Annotated in this window: 23 protein-coding genes; 13 read left to right on the top strand and 10 right to left on the bottom strand. The window is 34.4% G+C overall.

Annotated elements, in window-relative coordinates; all coding sequences use genetic code 11:
* Positions 1 to 72: 72 nt before the first annotated feature.
* Together FF52_RS15825 and FF52_RS15820 are read right to left on the bottom strand one after the other, a co-directional pair.
* Entirely contained in the window at positions 73 to 597 is a 525-nt protein-coding gene (locus FF52_RS15825; protein ID WP_008467059.1) for a DUF4269 domain-containing protein, read from the bottom strand.
* Positions 590 to 2122, bottom strand: coding sequence for a glycosyltransferase family 39 protein (locus tag FF52_RS15820; protein ID WP_008467057.1), 1533 nt, complete (start codon positions 2120 to 2122; stop codon positions 590 to 592). Before FF52_RS15820 ends, FF52_RS15825 begins: the two co-directional genes overlap by 8 nt.
* Before the next feature lie 228 nt (positions 2123 to 2350).
* On the opposite strand from FF52_RS15820, the gene FF52_RS15815 reads away from it, so the two are divergent.
* Positions 2351 to 2770 (top strand): hypothetical protein, encoded by a 420-nt coding sequence (locus tag FF52_RS15815; protein ID WP_008467056.1) that lies wholly within the window; start codon positions 2351 to 2353, stop codon positions 2768 to 2770.
* 68 nt (positions 2771 to 2838) lie between these two features.
* Here the strand turns inward: FF52_RS15815 and FF52_RS15810 are convergent, their stop codons facing one another.
* Positions 2839 to 3384, bottom strand: a complete 546-nt coding sequence (locus FF52_RS15810; protein WP_008467054.1) for a DUF4494 domain-containing protein — start codon at positions 3382 to 3384, stop codon at positions 2839 to 2841.
* Positions 3385 to 3656: 272 nt separating this feature from the next.
* Here FF52_RS15810 and FF52_RS15805 point away from each other — a divergent pair, with 272 nt between their 5' ends.
* Entirely contained in the window at positions 3657 to 4001 is a 345-nt protein-coding gene (locus FF52_RS15805; protein ID WP_008467052.1) for a hypothetical protein, read from the top strand.
* A gap of 28 nt (positions 4002 to 4029) precedes the next feature.
* On the opposite strand, the gene FF52_RS15800 is transcribed toward FF52_RS15805, so the two are convergent.
* Together FF52_RS15800 and FF52_RS15795 are read right to left on the bottom strand one after the other, a co-directional pair.
* On the bottom strand, positions 4030 to 4968 hold the full coding sequence (locus FF52_RS15800) for a hypothetical protein (protein ID WP_008467051.1): 939 nt from the start codon (positions 4966 to 4968) through the stop codon (positions 4030 to 4032).
* A gap of 88 nt (positions 4969 to 5056) precedes the next feature.
* Positions 5057 to 5596, bottom strand: a complete 540-nt coding sequence (locus FF52_RS15795) for a helix-turn-helix domain-containing protein (RefSeq protein WP_008467049.1) — start codon at positions 5594 to 5596, stop codon at positions 5057 to 5059.
* A 191-nt stretch (positions 5597 to 5787) separates the two neighbouring features.
* Here FF52_RS15795 and FF52_RS15790 point away from each other — a divergent pair, with 191 nt between their 5' ends.
* Positions 5788 to 7254, top strand: coding sequence for a glycoside hydrolase family 130 protein (locus FF52_RS15790; protein ID WP_035691729.1), 1467 nt, complete (start codon positions 5788 to 5790; stop codon positions 7252 to 7254).
* Positions 7255 to 7455: 201 nt separating this feature from the next.
* On the opposite strand, the gene FF52_RS15785 is transcribed toward FF52_RS15790, so the two are convergent.
* Together FF52_RS15785 and FF52_RS15780 are read right to left on the bottom strand one after the other, a co-directional pair.
* Positions 7456 to 8232, bottom strand: coding sequence for a TIGR03915 family putative DNA repair protein (locus tag FF52_RS15785; protein ID WP_008467045.1), 777 nt, complete (start codon positions 8230 to 8232; stop codon positions 7456 to 7458).
* A 5-nt stretch (positions 8233 to 8237) separates the two neighbouring features.
* A complete protein-coding gene (locus FF52_RS15780) occupies positions 8238 to 9494 on the bottom strand; it encodes a putative DNA modification/repair radical SAM protein (RefSeq protein WP_008467043.1) in 1257 nt (418 codons plus the stop codon).
* Between the two features lie 295 nt (positions 9495 to 9789).
* On the opposite strand from FF52_RS15780, the gene FF52_RS15775 reads away from it, so the two are divergent.
* Positions 9790 to 10035: a hypothetical protein gene (locus FF52_RS15775; RefSeq protein WP_008467040.1), complete on the top strand. Its 246-nt coding sequence runs from the start codon at positions 9790 to 9792 to the stop codon at positions 10033 to 10035.
* A 36-nt stretch (positions 10036 to 10071) separates the two neighbouring features.
* Here the strand turns inward: FF52_RS15775 and FF52_RS15770 are convergent, their stop codons facing one another.
* Positions 10072 to 11649 carry a tetratricopeptide repeat protein gene (locus FF52_RS15770; protein WP_008467038.1) on the bottom strand — a complete coding sequence of 526 codons (1578 nt, stop codon included), beginning with the start codon at positions 11647 to 11649 and terminating at the stop codon, positions 10072 to 10074.
* Positions 11650 to 12079: 430 nt separating this feature from the next.
* Here FF52_RS15770 and FF52_RS15765 point away from each other — a divergent pair, with 430 nt between their 5' ends.
* The 9 genes from FF52_RS15765 (at position 12080) to FF52_RS15725 (ending at position 20150) form a co-directional block, all read left to right on the top strand.
* Positions 12080 to 13306, top strand: coding sequence for a DcaP family trimeric outer membrane transporter (locus FF52_RS15765; protein ID WP_123906986.1), 1227 nt, complete (start codon positions 12080 to 12082; stop codon positions 13304 to 13306).
* Positions 13307 to 13342: 36 nt separating this feature from the next.
* Positions 13343 to 14791: an aspartate ammonia-lyase gene (locus FF52_RS15760; protein WP_008467036.1), complete on the top strand. Its 1449-nt coding sequence runs from the start codon at positions 13343 to 13345 to the stop codon at positions 14789 to 14791.
* Positions 14792 to 14814: 23 nt separating this feature from the next.
* On the top strand, positions 14815 to 15882 hold the full coding sequence (locus FF52_RS15755) for a type II asparaginase (RefSeq protein ID WP_008467035.1): 1068 nt from the start codon (positions 14815 to 14817) through the stop codon (positions 15880 to 15882).
* A gap of 140 nt (positions 15883 to 16022) precedes the next feature.
* Positions 16023 to 16502 carry a YybH family protein gene (locus tag FF52_RS15750; protein ID WP_008467034.1) on the top strand — a complete coding sequence of 160 codons (480 nt, stop codon included), beginning with the start codon at positions 16023 to 16025 and terminating at the stop codon, positions 16500 to 16502.
* Between the two features lie 54 nt (positions 16503 to 16556).
* Entirely contained in the window at positions 16557 to 17036 is a 480-nt protein-coding gene (locus FF52_RS15745) for a hypothetical protein (protein ID WP_008467033.1), read from the top strand.
* Positions 17037 to 17113: 77 nt separating this feature from the next.
* Positions 17114 to 18166 (top strand): hypothetical protein, encoded by a 1053-nt coding sequence (locus tag FF52_RS15740; protein WP_035691725.1) that lies wholly within the window; start codon positions 17114 to 17116, stop codon positions 18164 to 18166.
* 102 nt (positions 18167 to 18268) lie between these two features.
* Positions 18269 to 18889 carry a DUF4136 domain-containing protein gene (locus FF52_RS15735; protein WP_202802109.1) on the top strand — a complete coding sequence of 207 codons (621 nt, stop codon included), beginning with the start codon at positions 18269 to 18271 and terminating at the stop codon, positions 18887 to 18889.
* 2 nt (positions 18890 to 18891) lie between these two features.
* A complete protein-coding gene (locus tag FF52_RS15730) occupies positions 18892 to 19482 on the top strand; it encodes an outer membrane beta-barrel protein (RefSeq protein WP_008467030.1) in 591 nt (196 codons plus the stop codon).
* A gap of 353 nt (positions 19483 to 19835) precedes the next feature.
* On the top strand, positions 19836 to 20150 hold the full coding sequence (locus FF52_RS15725) for a hypothetical protein (RefSeq protein ID WP_008467028.1): 315 nt from the start codon (positions 19836 to 19838) through the stop codon (positions 20148 to 20150).
* Positions 20151 to 20202: 52 nt separating this feature from the next.
* Here the strand turns inward: FF52_RS15725 and FF52_RS15720 are convergent, their stop codons facing one another.
* Positions 20203 to 21285, bottom strand: a complete 1083-nt coding sequence (locus tag FF52_RS15720; protein ID WP_008467027.1) for a DUF1214 domain-containing protein — start codon at positions 21283 to 21285, stop codon at positions 20203 to 20205.
* 197 nt (positions 21286 to 21482) lie between these two features.
* A complete protein-coding gene (locus FF52_RS15715; RefSeq protein ID WP_008467025.1) occupies positions 21483 to 22580 on the bottom strand; it encodes an exopolyphosphatase in 1098 nt (365 codons plus the stop codon).
* Positions 22581 to 22751 lie beyond the last annotated feature (171 nt).

Raw genomic sequence — 22751 nt, 5'->3', positions numbered from 1 at the left:
ACACACTAAATACGGTTATGCAAATAATTTTTGTACTTTATTTTCTATAATTTCTAAAAGAGATGGCTTTTCTTAGACTTTATAATCCAATAATTCTTGGTAAACGTTTCCGTTTAAGCCTAGTAGCAAGCCAAATGCAGGTTCGGTTTTTATGCCGCTTTCTTTCAGTTTTATAATCTCTAATCTAAAGTTTTCGTCTCTAGAACGTAGAATTTGGTCTTCAATAAGCATGTGTCTGTAGCCATTTTGAAGTTCTGTAGGGATATTTTGCCCGAAGATTTCGATTTCAAAAGCCTCAATAAAGAAGTTTGCTACTATTGATTCTTGATTATCAATTACGATTTCCCGAATCGAAAAGCGTTTTTCCTTTTCAAATAGATATTTAATTCTCTCAATAAAATCAGATTTATTTTTCCAATAACAGACAATATCCAAATCACTGTTTTTGACATCAATATTTATCGGAATCGTGCCAACTAAAATAGGATCAAATTCGGCAAGATTTTCCAAAATATGATGTTTGGTCAAAATATGAAATGCCGCTTGCTGTTTTGAATTTCCCCTTTTTAAATACGATATGTCTCTGAAATTAATCATTTATGATCTTATTTTTTTCTTCGTTGATTTCCTGCTCTAATCTTTTATTGATGTCAATTTTAGCATTCGTAAAAACAAAAATTGTAGCGCGGTATCCTCTAGCATATTGATTTGTAACTTCACCACCAATAACTGAAGATTCAAAATACGGACTTGTTTCTTTCATTTCTTTATCGTTTTCTTCAAAATCCTTAACACGAATCAAGTTTTTGTATCTAATGCTGAGGTTAAACCAATTGAGATAATCAGCGTTGAAAGAAACAGCTTTTATTCCTTTTTTAGTATAATAATTAATCGCTCCAGCTTGTCCGTAATTGTCGCAGAGCACAATAGTTTCTTTTTGGTTGGGTAATAATGCATAAAGCGAATCTGTTTTTCTGGCCAATTCTTTCCAACCCAGCATATCGGCAAAATCTTGAGGCAAATGATGGTCTTTACCATCTTCCCAACGAAGCATTCCCATTTTTTTGTATTTCTCTGAATGCGCTACAATATATTCAGGACTTTTATTTGGAAAGGCAATATCATACATCGGAATAAAAAACAATATCGGAATCAAGATAAAAACAGGTTTTAGAAAACGTTTCCATCCGTTGTTTAAGATTTGAGATAAAAATACAGCTCCAAAAGCAATGTAAATTGGATATAATCCAATTGCGTAATAGGCTTTTGCTTTGAAATAAATAAAAATCAAAAGCGTGAAAACAAACGATGCAAAAAATAATTGGTACTTTTTGAAAGGCTGATACAACAAAACCGCATAAAGCCCAGCTAAAATCACCAATAAGCCACCAATAAAAAAGAGAATCTGTTCTTTTAGGAAATTGGCTCTATCGACATTCACCAATTGGGTTTCTGCCAATTCTTTCATGTGGTGCACAATCGGAAAATGATTGCTGTACTGCCAATAAAGATTTGGCAGAATTAATATTAAACCTAAAATCAAGGCAAAATAAAACTCTTTTTTTGCGAGTATTTTTCTCTGTTGTGAAAGTAAAATGGCTGGAACTAATCCGAGGAATAAAAACACAATATTGTACTTGTTCAAGAAGCCAAAGGCGAAAACGACGCCTCCTATAAAGAGCCATTTTGTATTTTCGGCAGTAATGTATTGTATTAAAGCATAATAAAATGCAGTCCAGCATAAAACGTCAAAAGAGTTTGGCTGATACAGAGTATTTAAACGAAGCAAACACGAAAACAATACACATAAAGCACCAAGAATTAGCGCATAAAGATTACCTTTTAAAAGTTCTATTGTTTTCCAGACTATCAAAAGCGTCAAGGCGCCAAATAGGGCAGGGAAGAACTTTACCCAGAAAACCGAATTTCCAAGCAGCAGAATAAGATACGAAAACCAAGAAGTGACAGGCGGAACCGATAAATAGCCCCAAGCCAAATGATTTGCCTGATCGAGATGCAAATATTCATCACGCTGCAAATCGTATTCTGGACTAATTAAAACATATTGTAGAATGAATTTTAAAATAATAAACCCAATTAAAATAAATGTTTTTTTGTTCATGCAGATTTTGGTTAGGTAGGTTTTGGCTTTTGTGTTGTAATTGGTTTCAAGTCAACACATAATGCTGTAGCTAAGATAGAACTTATTTTGATTTTTGAATAGTATGAATGTTTCTTGTTGGAACTGTGTAAAATGCAGATTATTAGATATTTATGGTTTTGGAATGTCAATTGAATTTACATTTTTATTACCTTTAGTATCAAGCAAATAACTTTAAAAGAAAATACCATGAAAAAGAAATTATTTATTTTAGTTGTCTTTTTGGGGACAATTTCATTTGCAAATGCACAAAGTATAGGAGACGCAACAAAGGCGGCCAGTAAGGCGTCAACAACGGCTGTGCCCGCTTTTGATGTTGCTAGTATTGCAAATCAGGTTATGGGAGTTTTATCTCCAAAATTAAAATTAACCGATGCTCAAAAGCCGATTGTAAATTCCTTGGTAAATGAAACTTTAAATAAAAAGAAGAACATTTTGCCCACAATGGCCACCGACAAGGCAGGTTATACTTCTAAAATGACGACTACTAGAGAGTCTTTTATATCTAAAATGAAAAAAAATATCAGTCCAACACAATTTGATGCACTTACCGCTTTATTGCCAAAATCTGCTTCTGCAGTAACACCACTGGCAAAAATGTTGTATTAAAATAGTTTAAAATAAAAAAAGCAAAATAGAATTCTATTTTGCTTTTTTTATTCCAATTTTTCATGGATTTATTCGTCGACAGTCTCAAATTCCCTGTGGTCAATTATTTCTGCTTCTGGCTTTTCTGGTTTAGAAGCTTTTAGGGCATTAAATCTTTCCAACATTTCTGTTTCGCCTTCTTCACCGCTGAAATAAGGGAAAACATCCATAATTGCAGTTTCCGAAATAGCCGGAATAGAATATTCGCCCATTGTATTTTTCATTATGTGAAGTGTATTGTCATAAGCTTCGCGAACATCATTGGCCTGAACCAGTATATACATGCTAGTTTTTCTTTCTTTACCGCTTTCTTCATCATAAGCGATTAAAGTGATTTTAGATTTAAACCATCTGTCTGCATTTTCAAAAGGATGAATTTCGGCATAATTTGCCACTTTAATAGCCGTGATTTTAAATTCTTCACTAGTATAAGTGGCCATTTCCTCAGTCATTCTTTTTTCAGCTTCTGTATAAGACAAAGCATCGACCAAATAAGGCTCGGTTAAAACTTTTTGTCCTCCAGTTTCATCTGTTTTTCTATATTTTACTTTGCATTCGTACCAAACTGCGCTCATCTCTTTTAAAATTTTAAGGATGCCAAAGATAAATTTTACAGCAGAAATAATAGTTAAATCTTCAAATAGATATTCACAATTTTAGATGATTTTAGCTAATGTTTTGAGAGTCTGAAAGTTGTATGTTTTACTAGATGCCTTAGCTTCACTTTGTATCTTTTTTCTGTAAAATATTGTAAAACAATTAGTTGTTTTTTAAAGTGAAAGCGCAAAGGGAAATTATGAGTTTTCTTAAATCCAAAAAGTCAATTTGTACGTAAGTATCAATAAAAATGGCTGGAAATGGGGCAAATTCAAATGGTATTGGTTTTTGGAGCATATTGAATAGTATTACATTTCCAGCTATTGTTTTTATAAATGTTAAAAAAGAAGGATTGGGAAAATTAGACGTACAAAAGTTAAAAGAGACTTTAAAATATCTGGAAAGTAAACAGCGAGAATTAAAAAGACAAAATCAAAATGACACTAGAAGCCTGGAATCGATGATTAAATATTTAAAAAAAGACATGATGGAACAGCACACTTTAGATGATCATCATCAGTTGATTAAACAAGAAATCAAAGACACCGAAACTTTTATCGAAAACGTCAAAAATATCATCAAAATCAATTCATAAAACAGTTTAGTATTATAGAATTTACTTTTTACTCCAATTTGAATTTTTCGTTTCTGCAATCCAAAATCATTTTATGATTCAGGAAAAGTTTGTTGCCAATCATTCCTTGCATTCCAGAACGTTTCATTAAGAATTTTTGAAGGCTTGACGTGCCTTCAATGTAAGTCACTTCAGATAAATTCAATGTTGTATTTTTAAATTGTATTTTCTTTTTCGCGGAAGCGGAATAAACGCTCAGAGTGTTTCCCCATGAATTTCCTTTTTCGGTTTTTATCGCACTGTTTTTATTGCGGTATTGTTGCCAAATTTCTTTTGTTGTAATGAGTTCATAACCACTTGTTCCGGTATCGTACAGTAGTTTTAGATTCTCATTTTCGATAACTGAAGGAATAAGAATTTTACGTTTTTTAAACTCAAAATCGGTAAAAGAATCTTCTTTAATTTTTTCATTAAACGAACATTGATTGTTTTTAAAATCTAAAATGGTGATTCGCTTTTCTAATAAATCGGTTCCTATTGTACCAATTATATTTTCGGCATCTGGATTATCGAAGCTGATTTTTTCGCCATAATCTAAAATTTCAAAATCATTTGAAGTTACATTCATTTTTCCGATTCTAAAAACAGTAGAAATGGTATTGTTTTCGTTATCAATTTTAACCTGATTTTGGAATTTTTCAACAATCGATTCTAATGATTTTTTGTAGAAAACAGTTACAGGAGAACCTGAGTCAAACTGCATATAGAATGTTCGGTTGATTCCTTTTATTTCTATAGGCAAAAGCAAAGCTGAATGGGAGTTTTCGTTGCTAGAAATCCATTTTATCGGAATATTTTCGGCAATTCCTGAAATCTTCAAATAGTTTTCTGATGGAGTGAATTTCTTTTGAAAATAAAAATATCCTCCTAAGAAGAATAAAACTATAATAACTAAAAATACGAATGCAATTTTCTTAAATACTTTCATGGTCTGTTTTTTCTGCAAGATTCGGATTTCGTTTCCGATTTTTGTGCAAAAACAATACGACAGTTTTACGTCATTTTCATGACTTGTGTTATAAGAAATTGTTTTTCAGTTTTATAGCTAGCTCTTGTTTTTCATTTAAACTGATTCCGTTTAGAATAACGATAATGAGTTTTAAGCTTAAAATTGCAATTAAAGGAATAATGAAAAGCGGAAATTTTACAGGAAATGAATTTTGGATGAACGGACATGCAATCATTAAAACCGAAAGGATAAGACTTAAAATAATTTGAATGCTTACAATTTGTTTTCCTAATTCTTTATTTTTTGGATCTTGCGTTTTGTAAGTTAACACTAAAGGAAAAATAATGCTCCCAAACGGAATAATAAGTCCTGATAAAACAGAAAGATTAATGAGTTTGGCTCTTTCTATCTGAATATTTTCATTTTTTAAAATGAGGTTTTCGGGATTAGTTTCCAGAGCTTCGGCAATGGTTTTTAAGGTAAAGCCTTTGAGAATGCTTCCCGCTTCGATTCGTTGAATGGTTCGCAATGAAAGACCTGATTTTTCGGCAAGTTCATTTTGAGTCATATTCTGTTCTTCTCTCAAAAATTTAACTTTATTTTTCATTGGTTTTAAGCTGCTGATGTAGAGACGAAATTAAGAAAAAACTTTTGATGAAACTGGCATAAAAAAGACTTGGATTATTAGACCAATTCAAAGTTTTAATAAAAAATTAAGTTTTTTTCTTTAACAAAAATTATTAACTTGTTGTGTAATAAAAGATTCCTTAAATGTTATTGTTATAAAATTTTCCAGTTATGCGAGTATCCGTTGTCCGAAAAAATATAAAACTATTACCAGATTCAAAAAGAGTTGTTGCCCGATATTTTATGAATGGGCAAGAAAGAACCCAGCAAATGGTACTTCGGATAATGATGCTGGACGAGAAACAGGTATTGCAGACTTTAGAGCAGACTCTTCGTGAATTTGCGAGAAGACACCGAAATATTTCGGCAGTCTTTTTTAGACACTGTGAAAGAATTCGTCCTATAATAGAAGGCATGCAGATTGATTACGAAGCCATGTCTCTAGATCGTAAAATGCTTATTGGCTCTTATTGTACGATGGAGTACGCTATAGAATCGGCGGCGATTTTTAATCCGTCAATTGTAGAAGATTTTGATCAGACCGGATTGGAAGCAGGAGAAAAACGCGTTATAATTTCTTTTCGAGCTACTGGCGAAGGTCATATTTCGTCAATTGTTTTTAGAAGAGCCATTTTAGACCGAGATAACAATCTGCATATCATGAAAATAGGAAATCATATTGATAAGGCAGAAATCGAACATAAAACCTTATTTAATAAAGAGCGATTTCTTACTAAGCTGTACGAAATGCACACAGCAGATAAATATATTGCTCAGATTATGCAGGATCTTCCAGATGAGTTTGAATTTGCGGTTCTTAAAAATTTGCTGATTGAGTCTTTAAAAGATCCTTTAATTCGCGAAGAAAGAAAAGTAGCGCTTGAAGAAATACTGTGGTTGGCGAATTCTTTTTACGATCTGCAATTCAAACATGATTCTGATATTACAGAACGTGTCATTTTTCCGATTTCTGATTCGGAGAGTCGTGGAATAGAAGATGCTCGTTTTGTACGTTTTACAGATGATAATGGTTCTTCGCGTGTTATGGCAACGTATACGGCTTATAACGGACATACAATTCTGCCGAAATTAATTTCTACCGAAGATTTTTATAGTTTTAGAGTTATGCCGCTTCATGGAGAAGGAGCGCAGAATAAAAATCTGGCTTTATTTCCTCGAAAAATAAAAGGCAAATATGCTATGCTAGCCAGAATTGACGGTGTAAACAATTATATTATGTATTCTGATCGAGTTACGCAATGGAATACTCCAATTTTACTGCAAGAACCACGCTATACATGGGAGCTGACACAGATTGGAAACTGCGGATCTCCGCTTTGGACAGAAGAAGGATGGCTTGTAATTACGCATGGAGTTGGAGCTATGAGACGCTATTGCATTGGTGCCTCATTGTTTGATCTCGACGATCCTTCAAAAGAAATAGGAAGATTGACAGAACCTTTGCTTTCTCCATTAGAAGATGAACGAGAAGGATATGTGCCAAATGTGGTGTATTCTTGCGGAGCGATTATTCATAATAACAGTTTAATTCTGCCTTATGCTGTATCTGATTATTGCTCAACTTATGCTGTAGTTGATATGGTTGAATTGCTGGATGCGCTTAAGAAAAGCAAGTAATATCTCTTTGTCTAAAGTATTTTAACACATAGAGATATAGTTTTTGAAGTCTTTAAAAAAAGCGTTTCACTAATTTTAATGCACATAGCTTATCTATGTGTTGAAACTTATTTCTTTTGTCTTCTTTTTTAGTGTAAAAAAATCTATGTTTCTATGTGTTAAAAGCATATTCTTGATTTGAATCTATCGGATTTGATAATATCATCTTTTGTTGAGGTTTGGAATTTTCTCTGTTAGGTTTTTCCAATATCGTTTTGGCATGTGTTTGATATGAAGTTTGGTGTTTTTTCTCGATTCGATATTGACACTTTTAAAATAATTGCGCCATAAATTCTCGAAAAATTCTTCGTTTTCATCATTTATTTCAGCCAAAGAACTGGAAGAAGGATTTGACTCAAACTGCATTTCGACCGTAGAGACATTTTCAAGATCATAATAAATTCCGTATTTGCGTTTAGCGTCGTAAATGAGCCAGCGCTGGTCTGCGTAGCGGTTTTTAAAATGCTGTTCGATAAGTGGTAAAACATCACAATCGGGTTCTATGATGGCATAATATAATCCGTCTTTTGTTAGTTTAAAACGGACAAAAGCTTTCATTCTATGGCTTTCCTTCCCCGTTAAATGTGCTGCTTTTTTTACGTTCAATACTTCGTTTCGGCTTAAATCTCCTTCGATATTCATTGGGCTTGAAAAAACATATTCGACAAACCGAAACAAGATTTCTTCAATCTGATCCATCTCAGATAAAAAAGCAAAATATAGGTTATTGAAACTATGATGAGAGAGGCGTTGCTCCAAACCATTTAAAACTCGGTTTGCTTTAATATTATCAGTTATCACAAAATGAGTTTCTGAAAAAAGCAAAGTATTTGAAATCTCCTCTTTGGCAAAAACAACATCTTTGAGTTTGTATTCGTAGATTTCAAAAACAGCTGTAAGCCAGCCTTCATAACTTCCATCATAAAGCAATTGTGTCATCAGAATTAAAATAATGCGAGCTGGTTCGAAAAATTGTTTTTGTATTTACTGTTCTGTAAATTCAAAATCTGACTTTTTATTTGAATAGGCGTCAGGTCTTTCTGCATATAGAAAGGCGACGAAAAAGTCAAAAAGAATTTTGAACGGCTGTAGGCAATTCCTAATTTCTTTAAATCTTCGGGTTGTAATTTTTTAAACCTTCTGGCAGCGACAATTTTTTTTGCGCTCAAAAATCCGATTCCAGGAATGCGCTGAATCAATTCTAAATCGGCTGAATTAATATCAACTGGAAACTGATGCAGATTTCGCAAGGCCCAACCTAATTTTGGATCAATATCTAAGTCAAGATTCGGCTGGTCAAATCCCACAATTTCATTTACATTAAATCCGTAATAGCGAATTAGCCAATCGGCCTGATACAAACGGTTTTCGCGAATCATCGGAACTGGAGTTCCAATAGCGGGAAGTCTGTTGTCATAACTTATAGGCACATAACCAGAATAATACACCCGACGCATTTTCATTTGTTCGTAAAAATAATTGGCCATCCCGAGAATTTCCAGATCATTTTCTTTTGTTGCGCCAATTACCATTTGCGTGCTTTGTCCTGCTGGAGCAAAAAGCGGTGTTTTGTAATTGGATTTTTTCTCTTCTTGATAACCAATGATTTCGTTTTTAAGATATTGCATTGGTTTTATGACGTCTTTGTGATTTTTATCGGGAGCCAGCAGTTTAAGGCTTTGTTCTGTAGGCATCTCGACATTTACACTCAGACGGTCGGCATATAATCCAGCTTCTTTCAGTAATTCTTCGCTAGCGCCAGGAATCGCTTTGAGATGAATGTAACCATTAAAATTTTCTTCTAAACGTAATTTCTTTACAATTCGAACCAAACGTTCCATTGTATAATCGGCATTGTCAAAAATTCCAGAACTCAGAAATAATCCTTCGATGTAATTTCTTCGGTAAAAACCAATCGTCAAGTCAACCACTTCTTGTACCGTAAATGCGGCACGTTTGATATCATTGCTTTTTCGGCTGACACAATAGGCACAGTCAAAAATACAGTGATTGGTAAGCAGAATTTTTAGTAGAGACACACATCGGCCGTCTTCTGTAAAGGCATGGCAGATTCCGCCTCCCGTGTCACCCAATCCTTTGTTTTTATTTTTGCGTGTGCTTTGTCCCGATGAGCAAGAAACATCATATTTTGCCGCATCTGCTAAAATTGCCAGCTTTTCCATCACTCTTTCCTGTACCATTTTGCTCTTTTTTTAGTTGTTTTTGAAAATGAAAATTAATTCTCTCAAAACTAGGAATTCATGCTAAAAAAGAAGTAAAAGAAGCTGTTCTAAATTGTATCAATTTTTTTTGCAAGGTTATTTTTACATTGAAAAAATTACTATATTTAAGATTCAAAAAACAGGTATAAATACGGGTTTGTAGATTGTAAAAACTTTATACATTCGCCGAAATAGAAAAACTGATTTCCCCCCTTAACATTAGTTTTTCAGATTTAGAAGTATTAGCAAATATTAGGAACAAAAGGCTAAAACAATGAAATTTGTAAAAGGACAAGATGTTTCCTACACAGCATTGAGTGGGAGATCTTACAAGGGAACCATTATCGAAAGAAAAATGGATTTTAAAAAGGGGCTTATAATAAAATCAACTTCAAAAGAAAGAGATTTTCATTATCTCATCGAAATACAAAAGAACGGCACGACCGAAAAAATCTTATGTGCTGAAAATCATCTTAAATTATTGGAAAAGAAAAAGCGTACAGCAAAGAAAGTGGCTTAAAGCCAATTTTTGCCGTTTTTGTTTTCACTAGAAGGATCAAACCTCATCCTTTAATCCAATTCTTTTCAAGCTGTTTAGCATTTTAAAAACAACTTCATCAGAAAGTATAAAACTAGAAAGTATTTCTTTAATTTCTGTTGCAGTTTGAGGCTGTAGTTCCAGAAGGTTGTGTAATTGGATTTTCGCTTTTGCATCTTCATTCAATAGCGAAAGAGAGACGGCTTTAAGTATAGAATCCCAGATGGTTTCACTAAAGTCCATTTTATCGGCCCAATATAAAGACTTATGATAATCTTTTTTATGAATGTAATAGCAGCAATACCCAATATTGATCCACCAAGGATGCGAAGGATTCATGCGGATCGCATTTTCTAATAGATTAAAACCTTTCTCAAAATATTCTACAAAAATCAGCATACAGCCAATTCCTGAAGCAATTCCAGAAGAATTGGGATTTATTTTTATGCATTGTTCTGCTGCAGCAAGGCAGTTATCCTGATCTTTTTTAAAACAGTTTAAAAGTGTCAGCGCATACCATGCCTGTTGGCAATTAGGATCAATTGTTAAGGCTTTTGAAATGCAATGGCTGCTTTTTTCTATTGTTTTTTTACAATTGTCTAATCCTAAGGCAAGAGAAGCTAGATGCATTTCGCCGAGCATTGCCCAAGCAATGGCGTGGTTTGGATCTAATTCTACGGCCTCATTTAAATTGGAAAGGGCATTAGCATAATTTTCGATAGAATAAGATAACTGATATTCGTTATAACTGCAGATTGCTTTTAAGACACTAGAGTTGTTTTCTATTTTAGAAGGTGCAGTTTTTACTATTTCTTTAAAAATAATACCATAATAACCGCCCATAGAAGCCACAATATCCTTTATAATTTCATTTTGAATTCTAATGCCATCATCTATTGTAGCAGGTGTAAACAATTTTGTCAATACAAATTTTCCAGAAGAGGAGTTGATTAGATTTATCCTGATCTGCAGCTTGTTATCGATAATTTGGATATGGCCAGTAATGATAAAATCTGCTCCGACCAGTTGAGCAGCCTCAAGGATATTTTCATTAATTTTTGAAATAATTTCAGAAGGAAAATGGCCAATGACAGATATATCCTGAAAACGGGAGAGTTCGGCACTGATTTCTTCAGAAAGAATTTGCGAGAAGGCATCTAAATCAGGTCTGAGAGCCATTGATTTAAAAGGAAAAACTGAAATTACAGGATTTGTTTTAGTATTGTTGCTAAACGAATCAATCCGTCTAATCTTACTGTTATGAATAAATTCGGGAACGTAACCGCCTTTAGGGACATGAATAATAACCGAATTGTCTTTTCCGTCAGTAGAATAATATTCGCTAAGTAATTTTCTTAATCTTCCGGCATGTATGCGAACCATCGCATCATCATGAGGGTTAAAATGAGAGGGTCTGCTTAAAGCATTTACTGCTATAGAATATTCTTTGATGAACTGCTGTCTTTCGTCTATAGTTTCTGTGACAATATAACGAAGAAAATTAGTTAATAGCGTTGAGTTTTTAAAAGAATAAAACTTTAAAACATTTTCTAGCTCATCGTATATTTTATCCGAGGGGATTTTTTTTATATCCATAATAAATTATTTGAAAATTATTAATGTAAAAAAAGTCACTTGGCGTATAAAATGTTAAAGACCAGATATTTATAAAGACATAAATTTATGAAAATTTTTAACATGTTAGTATTATTAATCTGATATTTTAACGGTTAAATGTAACGGTTAATAACCTCAATTGCGCGCTAGTATTGTTTATATTTGTTTGATAATCAGTATAAAAAATGATTTTTGTTGCTTTTTTAACAAAAAATCGGATACTTTTTATGCTGAAAATGTTTTTTTGCCCTTTTTCAAAAAAAGCACATCTGTAAAAAATGAATTGTTTAGTTATTGAACTCAGACCCAGTACCCCAGATTTTTTTAAATAAAAGGTAATTTATTTTATGCCAGAATTGTAAAAAGCAGATGAAAAATAGTATCCCACAACAAACAAACTATAATCATTATGAAGAAAAGGTTTTTACAAATGGTAACGATGAAGCATCGGGCCATTATAATTTGTTTTCTCATTTCAGCTTTTGCTCAGGCCCAAGACGAAGGGAATAAAAGTATGGAAATCTACGGATTTATTATGACCGATATCGGCTACAATTTCAATCAGATACAATCAGATTGGTATGATGTGGTAAGGCCGACTAAACTGCCTTCTTTTAAAAATGAATATGGACCAGATGGCAGTTACTACGCTTCGGTTCGTCAAACCAGATTAGGTTTTAAAAATTATTTTGATACTGGAATCGGAGAATTAAAAACACACTTTGAGTTTGAATTGTTCGGTACGGGTGTAGACGCTGGACAGACTACTTTTCGTCTGCGTCACGCTTACGCCGAATTAGGAAAATTCGGAGCAGGACAAACTTGGAGTCCTTTTATGGATATTGGTGTGTTTCCAAATTCGCTTGAATATTGGGGGCCAACCGGAATGGTTTTCTTTAGAAACATCCAAATTCGCTACATGCCCATTCAAGGTGATACCCGTTTAACCATTGCATTAGAGAGACCTGGAGCAAGTGCCGATCAGGGTGATTATGCCAACCGTGTGGAACTGCAGGGGGTAAAAGCAAGATTTCCGTTGCCAGATCTTTCAGCAGAATACCATCATGCTACAAAATGGGGATATATTGAGTTAGCCGGTATAGTTCGAAAAATTGAATGGAAAGACCAAAATAATGACCAGTATGACTTGTCTGGCGATGCTGTAGGATGGGGGCTTAATTTAAGCACCAACATTAATTTTAGTAAAAATGATGTTTTTAGAGGGCAGGTCGTTTATGGCGAAGGAATTCAGAACTACATGAACGATGCTCCTGTCGATGTAGGTATCGAAAACAATTTTGGCAATCCGGTAACTCCGGTAAAAGGAGTTGCCCTTCCTCTAGTTGGAGTTGTAGCCTTTTTAGATCATAACTGGAGCGATAAGTTTAGCACTGCAATAGGGTATTCTATGATTGATATCGATAACTCAGACGGACAGACGGATGATGCTTTTAAAAAGGGGCAGTACGTTCTAGGAAACCTTTTGTATACTCCTGTAAAAAATTGTATGGTCGGAGTTGAATTTCAGTGGGGTAACCGCGAAAATTTCAACGATGGCTGGAGTACTTCAATAAATAAAATACAGTTTTCTTTTAGATATAATTTCTCACAATCATTTTATAAAAGAAATCAGTAAAAGCCTTTTGTTTTTTAATCAATAAAAAAGAAAAATATGTATAAAACTGTACAATATCTGCTATTGTTCGGATTGTCTTTAGGCACTCTTAATGCTCAGACCCGAACCGAAAAAGATCTTCTAGGAGAAAAACAAATTCCTGCAAATGCTTACTATGGCGTGCAGACAGCTCGTGCGTTAGAAAACTTTCAGATAAGCGGGATGACAACGCAATTTTATCCTGAGTATGTTAAGGCTTTTGCAATGGTAAAACTTGCTGCGGCGCGTGCGAATGCTGATGTGGGCCGACTCAAAAAAGATAGGCTTGCTGCTATTGAAAAAGCTTGTCAAGCTGTAATTGACGGCAAATATCATGATCAATTTCTTGTTGATTTGTATCAAGGTGGCGCTGGTACTTCGGCCAATATGAATGTGAACGAAGTTCTGGCCAATATTGCATTGGAATTAAGCGGACATAAAAAAGGCGAATACCAATACATTGAACCTCACGATGATCTGAATATGGGGCAATCAACAAACGATGTCTACCCAACAGCAATAAAAGTGGCATTATTGCTTCATAACGATAAACTGCTGAAAGAAGCCGATCTTTTGGCAAAAGCGTTCCATAAAAAAGGAGATGAATTTAAAGACATCATAAAAATGGGACGAACTGAAGGACAGGATGCTGTGCCAATGACCGTTGGACAGGAGTTTCATGCTTTCGGAAATCAGCTTGATGCGGAGATTAACGCTTTAAAAAAATCTGAAGTTTATCTATGCGAACAAAATATGGGAGCGACAGCTATAGGTACAGGAATTACTGCCTCTCCAGGTTATGCAGAAAAAGTAGCCACGCATCTTGCAAAAATTACAGGTAAACCAATCGTAATGAGTAAAGATCTTATTGCCGCTACAACTAGCCAGCAAGGTTTTGTAATGTACTCTTCTACGCTTAAGAGTATGGCAGTTGCATTGGCAAAAATAAGCAGCGATTTGATCATTTTGGCTTCTGGCCCTCGTACTGGTTTCTTCGAAATTAATCTGCCTGCACTTCAGCCAGGATCTTCCATTATGCCAGGGAAAGTAAATCCCGTTATGCCAGAACTTATGAATCAATTGTGTTTTAAAGTCATGGGAAATGATTTGACGGTAACAATTGCCGCTCAATCTGGTTTATTGCAGTTAAATGCTTTTGAACCTGTTCAAGCCATTGCCATGATGGAATCGCAAGGATTGTTTTTTAAAGCCATGCCATTGTTTAGAAAAAATTGTATTGATGGCATTACCGTAAACAAAGACATTTTAGCCCATTATATGGACAGAAGTGTTGGCGTTGTAACGGCTTTGAATCCTGTTTTGGGTTACGAAAAAACAACTGAACTAGCCAAAGAAGCATTGGCAACCAATAAAGGTATTCTAGAACTTATACGCGAAAAGAAATTGCTGACAGAAGATCAAATTAAGAAACTGCTTGATCCAGCAACCTTAACAGGCCAAAAATAACCTCAACCTTAAATAAACAAAACATGAAATTAAATATCAACTTTTGCAATAAAATCCTTTTGCTTGTGATGTTGTCACTAAGCATAAGCATGTTCGGACAAACAAAACCTAAAGTCCTAATATTGGCAACAGGCGGAACGATTGCCGGTTCTGCTAAGACGGGAGTACAGTCAGGATATACTTCGGGTCAAGTTACCATTGATGCAATGGTAAATGCAATTCCAGATGCTTTGAAAGTAGCTGATATAAAAGGGGAGCAAATTGCTAATGTCGGATCTCAGGATATGTCCTTTGAAATTATGCTGAAAGTAGCCAATCGAATTAATGAATTAGCCAATAGCAATGATGTAGACGGCTTTGTAATTACACACGGAACCGATACGATGGAGGAAACGGCTTATTTTTTAAATCTAGCTACCAAAACAGATAAACCAATAGTGCTTGTGGGGTCAATGCGTCCATCAACAGCAATTAGTGCAGACGGACCTTTAAATCTTTATAATGCGATTGCAGTAGCTGGCGATCCTAAAGCAAAAGGACGCGGAGTGCTTTTGGTGATGAACGACTGGATTCATTCAGCTCAATCTCTAACAAAGGTGAGCACGACGGCTGTCCAGACTTTTATGTCCCCGCTTCGTGGACTTATAGGTATTACTTCCTACGGAACTAATGATTTCTTTAATTACCCTAGTCAAAAATTTGGGAAAAACTCAGAATTTGATATTAAAGGCGTTAGCTCTTTTCCACGAGTAGATATTATTTATGCCGATGCGGATATGAAACCAGATTTGATTGATGCCTCGATAGAACGCGGTGCTAAAGGAATTGTAATTGCTGGAGTAGGAAATGGAAATATGAATAAAGCTTCTCTAGATGCTTGCGCAAGAGCCAGCAAAAAAGGAATTATCGTAGTTAGAAGCACTCGCGTTGCAACTGGACTTGTAAGCCGAAATGTAGAATGTAATGATGATGAACTTGGATTAATTGCGTCATACGCTTTGAATCCGCAGAAATCTAGAATCTTATTGTCAGTAGCATTGCTGAAACAGAGAAGTTTAGCAGAACTCCAAAGAATATTTGAAGAATATTAATCTTATTTTTTAAGCAAATCTAAACTTATGATCCTAATATTATTATTGATGCTGATAAAATCATTGCTAAAGGCAACAGCTGCTTTTGTGTGTATTAGTAAAAGGGAATAATGTAATATCAACTTGAAAATTTAATGTGTATGAAAAATAAAATAGTTATAAGAGCGGTTCTCGCAGGGCTCTCTGCTTTATTGGTTTCCTGCAATACAAAAAAGGATGAAAATGCTGTCGTTGATCTAAAAGAAATCAAGAAACAGATTCAGGCAAAAGAGAATGAATATGCTGCGACATACAATGCGGGCCAGCTCAAAGAAATAGGGTATTACGCAGATGATGCGATAACTTTTTATCAGAACAGACCACCGATTATTGGCAAAGAAGCCAGATATGAATTTTTAAAATCAGATTTGGCCAATAATACCAATATTATATCATTTGAAACCAAAGAAGTTTTTGTTTCTAATGACGGGAAAATGGTTGTAGAAGTAGGATATTATAAAGTAACAGATTCTACCAAAACGCCAATTAATACAGGAAACTACATGAGCTTTTTTGAAAAAAGAGATGGCAAATATGTATGCGTAAGAGATATGAGCGCTTCTGATGGATTGGTAGAGTAAATGCCTTTTACAAAAGAGCATTCTGTACTTTAAAAACCCTATAAAATTAATATTATGAAAAAAATACTATTTATACTGTCGTTAGCTTTTGCATTGAATGCCACAGCACAAACTTCTGTTGATGAGATTAATTTAATCCAAGATCTTTATGGAAAATCAAAAGCCGATGTGGTCAAAGAATACTTGAGCTTATCTGATGCGCAAGCTACAGCATTTAAACCTATTTATGACAAATACGAAACGGAACGTAAAGCTTTGAGCCAGCAAAAGATTCTGATTTTAGAAGATTACGGAAAGAATTATGCAACCTTAAGCGATGCTAAAGCGACAGAATTAACTTCAAAAAATTTGAAATACAATCAAGACTCTGAAAAACTCCTTGCCAAAACACATTCTAAATTGGTAAAAGCTATTGGCGGAATTAATGCAGCAAAATTTGTACAGCTTGAGCAGTATCTACAAGTGACCATACGAGCAGAAATTCAAGATGTTATTCCTTTTATTGGAGAATTGGATAAAACCAAAAAACACTAGACGATTTCTGCGTACAGAGTAGAAAGTATAGAAAGATCATTTTCTACTCCCTCTTATTAATATTTTATACTCTTACTATGATAAAGATATTTACAAAATATTTGACAGTTGCATTAATCATGTCTGCCCAGTTGATTTTTTGCCAATCGGATAATGATGGTCCAGAACTTGGACTGCCTGGTGATAATCTTGATTTGTATGCCGTGATGACCCTGTTTCAGAAATCAAAAACCATTGAGGAATTTGAGAAAAACTTAAATTTGGAGAAAACAGGAATCAATAACCTGGATTTGAATCTGGATAAAAAAGTTGACTTTATAAAAGTAATTACAAAGAAAAATGGCAATTCATTTACTTTTATTCTTCAAGTTGCTGTAAACAAAAATGAGAATCAGGATGTTGCAGTTATTTTGGTTGACAAAGATAAAAACGGCAAAGTAAAAATGCAGATTGTAGGCGATGAACTGCTATATGGAAAAGATTATGTTATTGAACCAGTAAGCAAGTCCTCACCAGCAAAAACAGCAAATCCAGCCTATGCAGGAGACGATCCTGTGCAAAGTTCGCCAGCCGTAACAGCAGTTGTGGTAGAAACGGTGCCAATTGTACAATATGTATATTCTCCGGCTTATGTGCCATATTACCCACCTTATTACTACGGATTTTATCCGCCGTATTTCGCCGCTTTTACGGTAATGGCTGTAGGGATTTATCGTCACAACCATTATTACCATCATCATGGTTATCACGGTGGACATTATCATGGCGGAAACAATGTATATATTAATAACAGAAACAGTTTTAATAATTACAACAATAATAAAATGCGTTCTAATACCGTACGCGATAATTCTGCCAATAATAGATACAATACCAATCGAGGCAATTCACGTCCTTCAGCAAGCACGCGTCCATCAGCAGGAAATACTGCTGCATCTGGAAGAACTCGCCAGAGTGCGTCGCCAAGCGCAGGAACTTCAAACCTTAATAGAGGAGGCTCTTCAGGATCTAATTTTAATAGAGGAGGAGGTTCTTCGTCAAGACCAAGTGCAGGACAAATGGGAGGCGGTTCTCGTGGCAGTTTCGGAGGTGGCGGAGGCTTCGGCGGAGGTGGCGGAAGAAGAAGATAGACACTTATTAAAAGCAATTTTGAATATGTCAAAAGTATATTGTTTACTCGTTAAATGAAAGATTTTGCAAACAGTTTAAACTAACTTAAATTATTAATGAAAATGAAAAGTAAAAAGAATCTATTTTTATGTCTTGGAGCATTCATTTCGCTCATTAGCTGCCAGATTGAAGGACCTGACAGTTATTCGGATTTAGATGTGGTCTACACTGATTATATCTCCGAATATGATTTTGCTGCCCAAGCCACTTATGCAAGACCTAACAAAATTGTTGTCGATGTTAAAATATCTCAAGGCGATACCACTTTTGTTTATATGGAAGATCAATATGCGACACCGATATTTAATCAAATTGATAAAAATATGACCGCATTAGGTTGGACTAAAGTAGACATTAGCGGCAATCCAGATGTATTGTTTACACCAGCTTTTATGAAATCTACAACAGTATTCTACTCATATTGGTATGACTGGTGGTATGGTGGATATTATCCGCCATATTGGGGCTGGTACTATCCGCCCTATGTTTCGGTAAGTTCTTATACAACAGGAAATTTATTGATGACAATATCAGATCCTTCAAGTGTTGGGCCTGGCGGAGTGAGTCCAGCGGTTTGGGTAGCTTCGGCTGCGGGGCTGGTAACTTGGGATTATGATGTTTCAAGAGTAACCAAAGGAATCGATCAGGCTTTTACACAATCACCTTATCTTAAAACTAATTAACCATGAAAAAGATTATAGCAAGCCTAATGTTATTAGGAACAATTAGTTTGAGCGCGCAGAATTCTGTAGTCAATGTGGCATGGTCATTAGGATTTTCCACAGGCGATCTTTCAGATTATATAAGTGATGTAAGCGCACGCGGATTTTCTTTAAGTTATGCAAGATTTGTAAAACCAGAGCTAACAGTTGGTTTCAGCACGGGCTGGAATGTTTTTCATAGCAGTCTTGCTTATGATACTTATACAGAAGGAACTTCTTCTCTTTCGGGAAAACAGTGGAGAACCAATAATGCGATTCCGATTTTGGCCAATGCAAATTATTATTTCAAAAAAAGCGATAAAATAAATTCGTACGCAGGAATGGGAATTGGTATGGTTTACAACCGAAGAAATACAGATATGTATATTTATACTCTAGAAGAAGAATCTTGGAATTTTGCTTTGCAACCTGAAATTGGTTTGGAATATAAAATAGATTCCAAAGTAGCTTTAACCGCTGCTGGTAAATATTATTACTGTTTTGAATCGGGAGAAATTCCCTGTCCAACATCCTATTTTGCACTCAATATTGGAGTTTCATTCTTAGGTTGGTAAACGGCGTTTTTTTATAATGTTTCATCAAAAAAATGCGTAAGTCCTTTTGGGTTTACGCATTTTGGGTTTTTATATTTGATAATATACACGAGATTTTGCATCTATTCATTCCGTAGGAATCTCTCGTCGGTAGAAACGAAATTTGAATTCCGAATACAGGTTCCGTAGGTTTGATTGGTTAAAATGTTTCGCAAATCAGATGTCCCTACAGGACACAATGTGATGCAATATTTTTTTTCTACCGACGAGATATTCCTAGCGGAATATTAACAATTGTTATCATATAAGATAACCTTTTATTGAAGGTATATTCTGATATTTGAATTGTTGAAAAATGATATAAAATTGAAAGAATGGAAACGGCAGAAATAGAGAAAGTAAATTATCTAAAAAAACAATCAGCTCAATATTTAAATATTTTAAAATCGGCTGAGAAAGGTTACAATGCAGAAATCAATGTTTTAAATTACTCCGAATTAGGCTGTGTGATAACAAACATGCTAAAGCTGTGTATTTTGGCATTAGAAAATGATAATTATAAAAAACCTTTAATAGATGTTGGATTGCTTTTAGAACAAGCACTTCAATTATTTCCAACTGATGAAATGGAGCTTTTGGATATTATAAATGAAATGCGGACTAAAGAACTTTGCGATGAGGTGAAATAATAAGTGAAAGCTCCAGATTTCTCTAGAGCTTTCACCTTTTATAATATTATTTTTATTTAACCTCAACAGCCTCAGGGAATTTCCAAGTACCGTTAAGTATTTCTTTATGCGGACGATATAATCTCACCCAATAATTCCAGCCATCAGTAACTGGAATACAGTTTGGTGTTTTTCCGTCACAGCCTCCAAATTGAATAGTGATCGATCCGTCAGCATCTTTTTTTGCCGTAATATTGTTTAAAGTATACATATTCAGATCGTTTTTCTCAAAATATCCCGCTTTATTGTATACACTCACAGACCAAAAACCATCGACAGGAACATTTTTTATTTTAAGTTTATAAACTGTTTTTCCGTCATTTTTTTTCGGATTTACAGAAAGATACAGCGCATCTTTTTCAGGATTTCCGCCCCAACCGGTAGCGCTTCCAAGCAAATGACGGGTTTCGTCGACTTTTCCCCTTGGGCCAAACATTCCTTTGGTGTCAGACAATTTTTTAGAAACTTCAATTAAAGAATCGCGAACTTTCTTTTGACTAGCTTGATTCCAATTTGGAACACTAAAAGTGCCTTTATCCTTTTGACTAACTTTGATAGCATCTTGTAAAGCGGTTACAATTGGAAGATCTTTAGGATTGTTAGGATCAATAAAAGTTCTTATTCCTAACATTAAATAACGAGTACCGATTTTTTCCTTTGTGAAAGTAAAAGTGCCTGGGGCATAATAGGTTTCAGAATATTGATCTTCGTCGATTGTCTGCATAGACATAAAACGTTTTCCAGGATTTGGAAGAGTAACAGTTACGGGGCCAGCATCTAAATCAAAAACTCCAGAAGAATACAAAACATCACGATTGGCACGAATTACGCTTTGATGTTCAATAGGCATTAAAGTTCTATAATGAAAAAGACTCCCAACGCCTCCAGCTTGTTTAACCGAAGTTGTAAAGTAAAGATCGGTTTCTGCACGGTTAAAATTTGCTGCTGTTACAGCAACGCTATTTTTCTGAGCTGAAGAATCTGTTTTTACAGCAGTCGAATCTTTTAATGCTTCAGAATCACTTTTTGATTTTTCTTTTTTGCAAGCCGTTAATGCTAAAAGTGCAATAATAAAAAAAGCGGTTAAATTTTTCATAATCGGTGGTTTTATTTCACGTAAGATTTTCTTTGATTTTAAAATTAGAGTTTAAAAGAAAAACTCCGCCTCTTTGGATGGCAAAACTGGTTGCAAATTATAAGTTGCAACCATTTTGAAATAAATTGCACTAAAATGGAAGGGAATAAAAAAGCCTCAGATTTCTCCGAGGCTTTATAAGATTTTAAAAAATACTTCTAGAAGTTAGTATTTATTTTTTTCGAACGATCAGCTATATAAGAAATCAACCAGATTACTTGCCCTTCTTTTACAAAGTAAATTTTCTTTGTTGCGTAGTCTGGAATACTTTCAAGACAAGTTACAAGGATGTTATTTGCAGAAATCAAATATTTTTGGTCATAAGTGCTTAAAACTCTTGCGGCTTCTTTGTTTGTTTTTGCAAGGTTGGTAAACTTACTAAAGTTGTTTTTAAGAATAGCGTCATAATCTATAACATCTTGAAGCGTTAAAGCAACGTAATGATCTTTATTAACATTTTCGTCATAAAAAAGAGTTGAAAACGCCCAAACAGCTCCACCAGATAAGTATAATTTATCCTTTTTAGCTAAAGGAGGGTTGGCATCAAATAATTCTTTAGTCTTTTTACGTAGAATGACATTATAATCAAAAGACTTTTCCTGATATGTAGACATATCGTTTACCTGACTTTTGTTTACCACTGTTTTTTCGACAGCATCAGTAAGGGTCATGGTTCCGAAATTTAGCTCTAGCGGAATAAACTCTAATTTATTGTCTTTTAGTTCGTCAATGTAACCGCCTTTGGTAGTTTGAGCACCAATATCAAGAAGGAAAGCATTGGCGAAATCAACAGGTGGGATTGCACCTTTAACAAGCGTTTTTGCTTCTTCATTAACATCTAAAACCTCTAATTGTTTTCCAGTTAAAAGAGCAATTTTGTTTTTTAGCACATCTAAATTACGAGCAGATGCAAAAACAGGAGCCGCTACAATAAAAATGTTTTCTTCAAGAAGTTTATTTTCAGCTCTAATTTTTTGCAATTGGTTGGTAACCGTTACGGTAGTCTTAGTGATGTCTTCTTGAGTAAGTTCGCCATTAGCAGTAATATGATCGGCAAATGGAATTCTCTCAGTCCAGAAAGAAAGGATTTTATAATCGGCTTTTCTGATGTTGTTTACATCAATAATAGAAACTTTTATGGCTCTACGACCAATTTCGATTCCAGCATAAACACTTTTTTGAGAAAATGCAGTGACAGAAAAAAATAAAGTTAAAAGAGTAAAAAATAAAAATTTGGGGTTGTGTTTTTTAAGCATTGTGTTGAATTGTAATTATAGTGTAAATTGTTTTTTAGAGATTATAAAGTTTCTTTTTGTGGTATTTCTATGAAAATCATAATTTTAGAATGAAAAAAAATGGTTTCATTACGGAATTGCAAATTTAATAAAACATTTAATAATTTAAAATCAGTTCTTGAGAAAACGTGA

The sequence above is a fragment of the Flavobacterium sp. F52 genome, assembly GCF_000278705.1.
Taxonomy (GTDB): Bacteria; Bacteroidota; Bacteroidia; order Flavobacteriales; family Flavobacteriaceae; genus Flavobacterium; species Flavobacterium anhuiense.
Note: the sequence above shows the minus strand (reverse complement) of the source record. Positions and strands in the feature narration are given on the sequence as shown.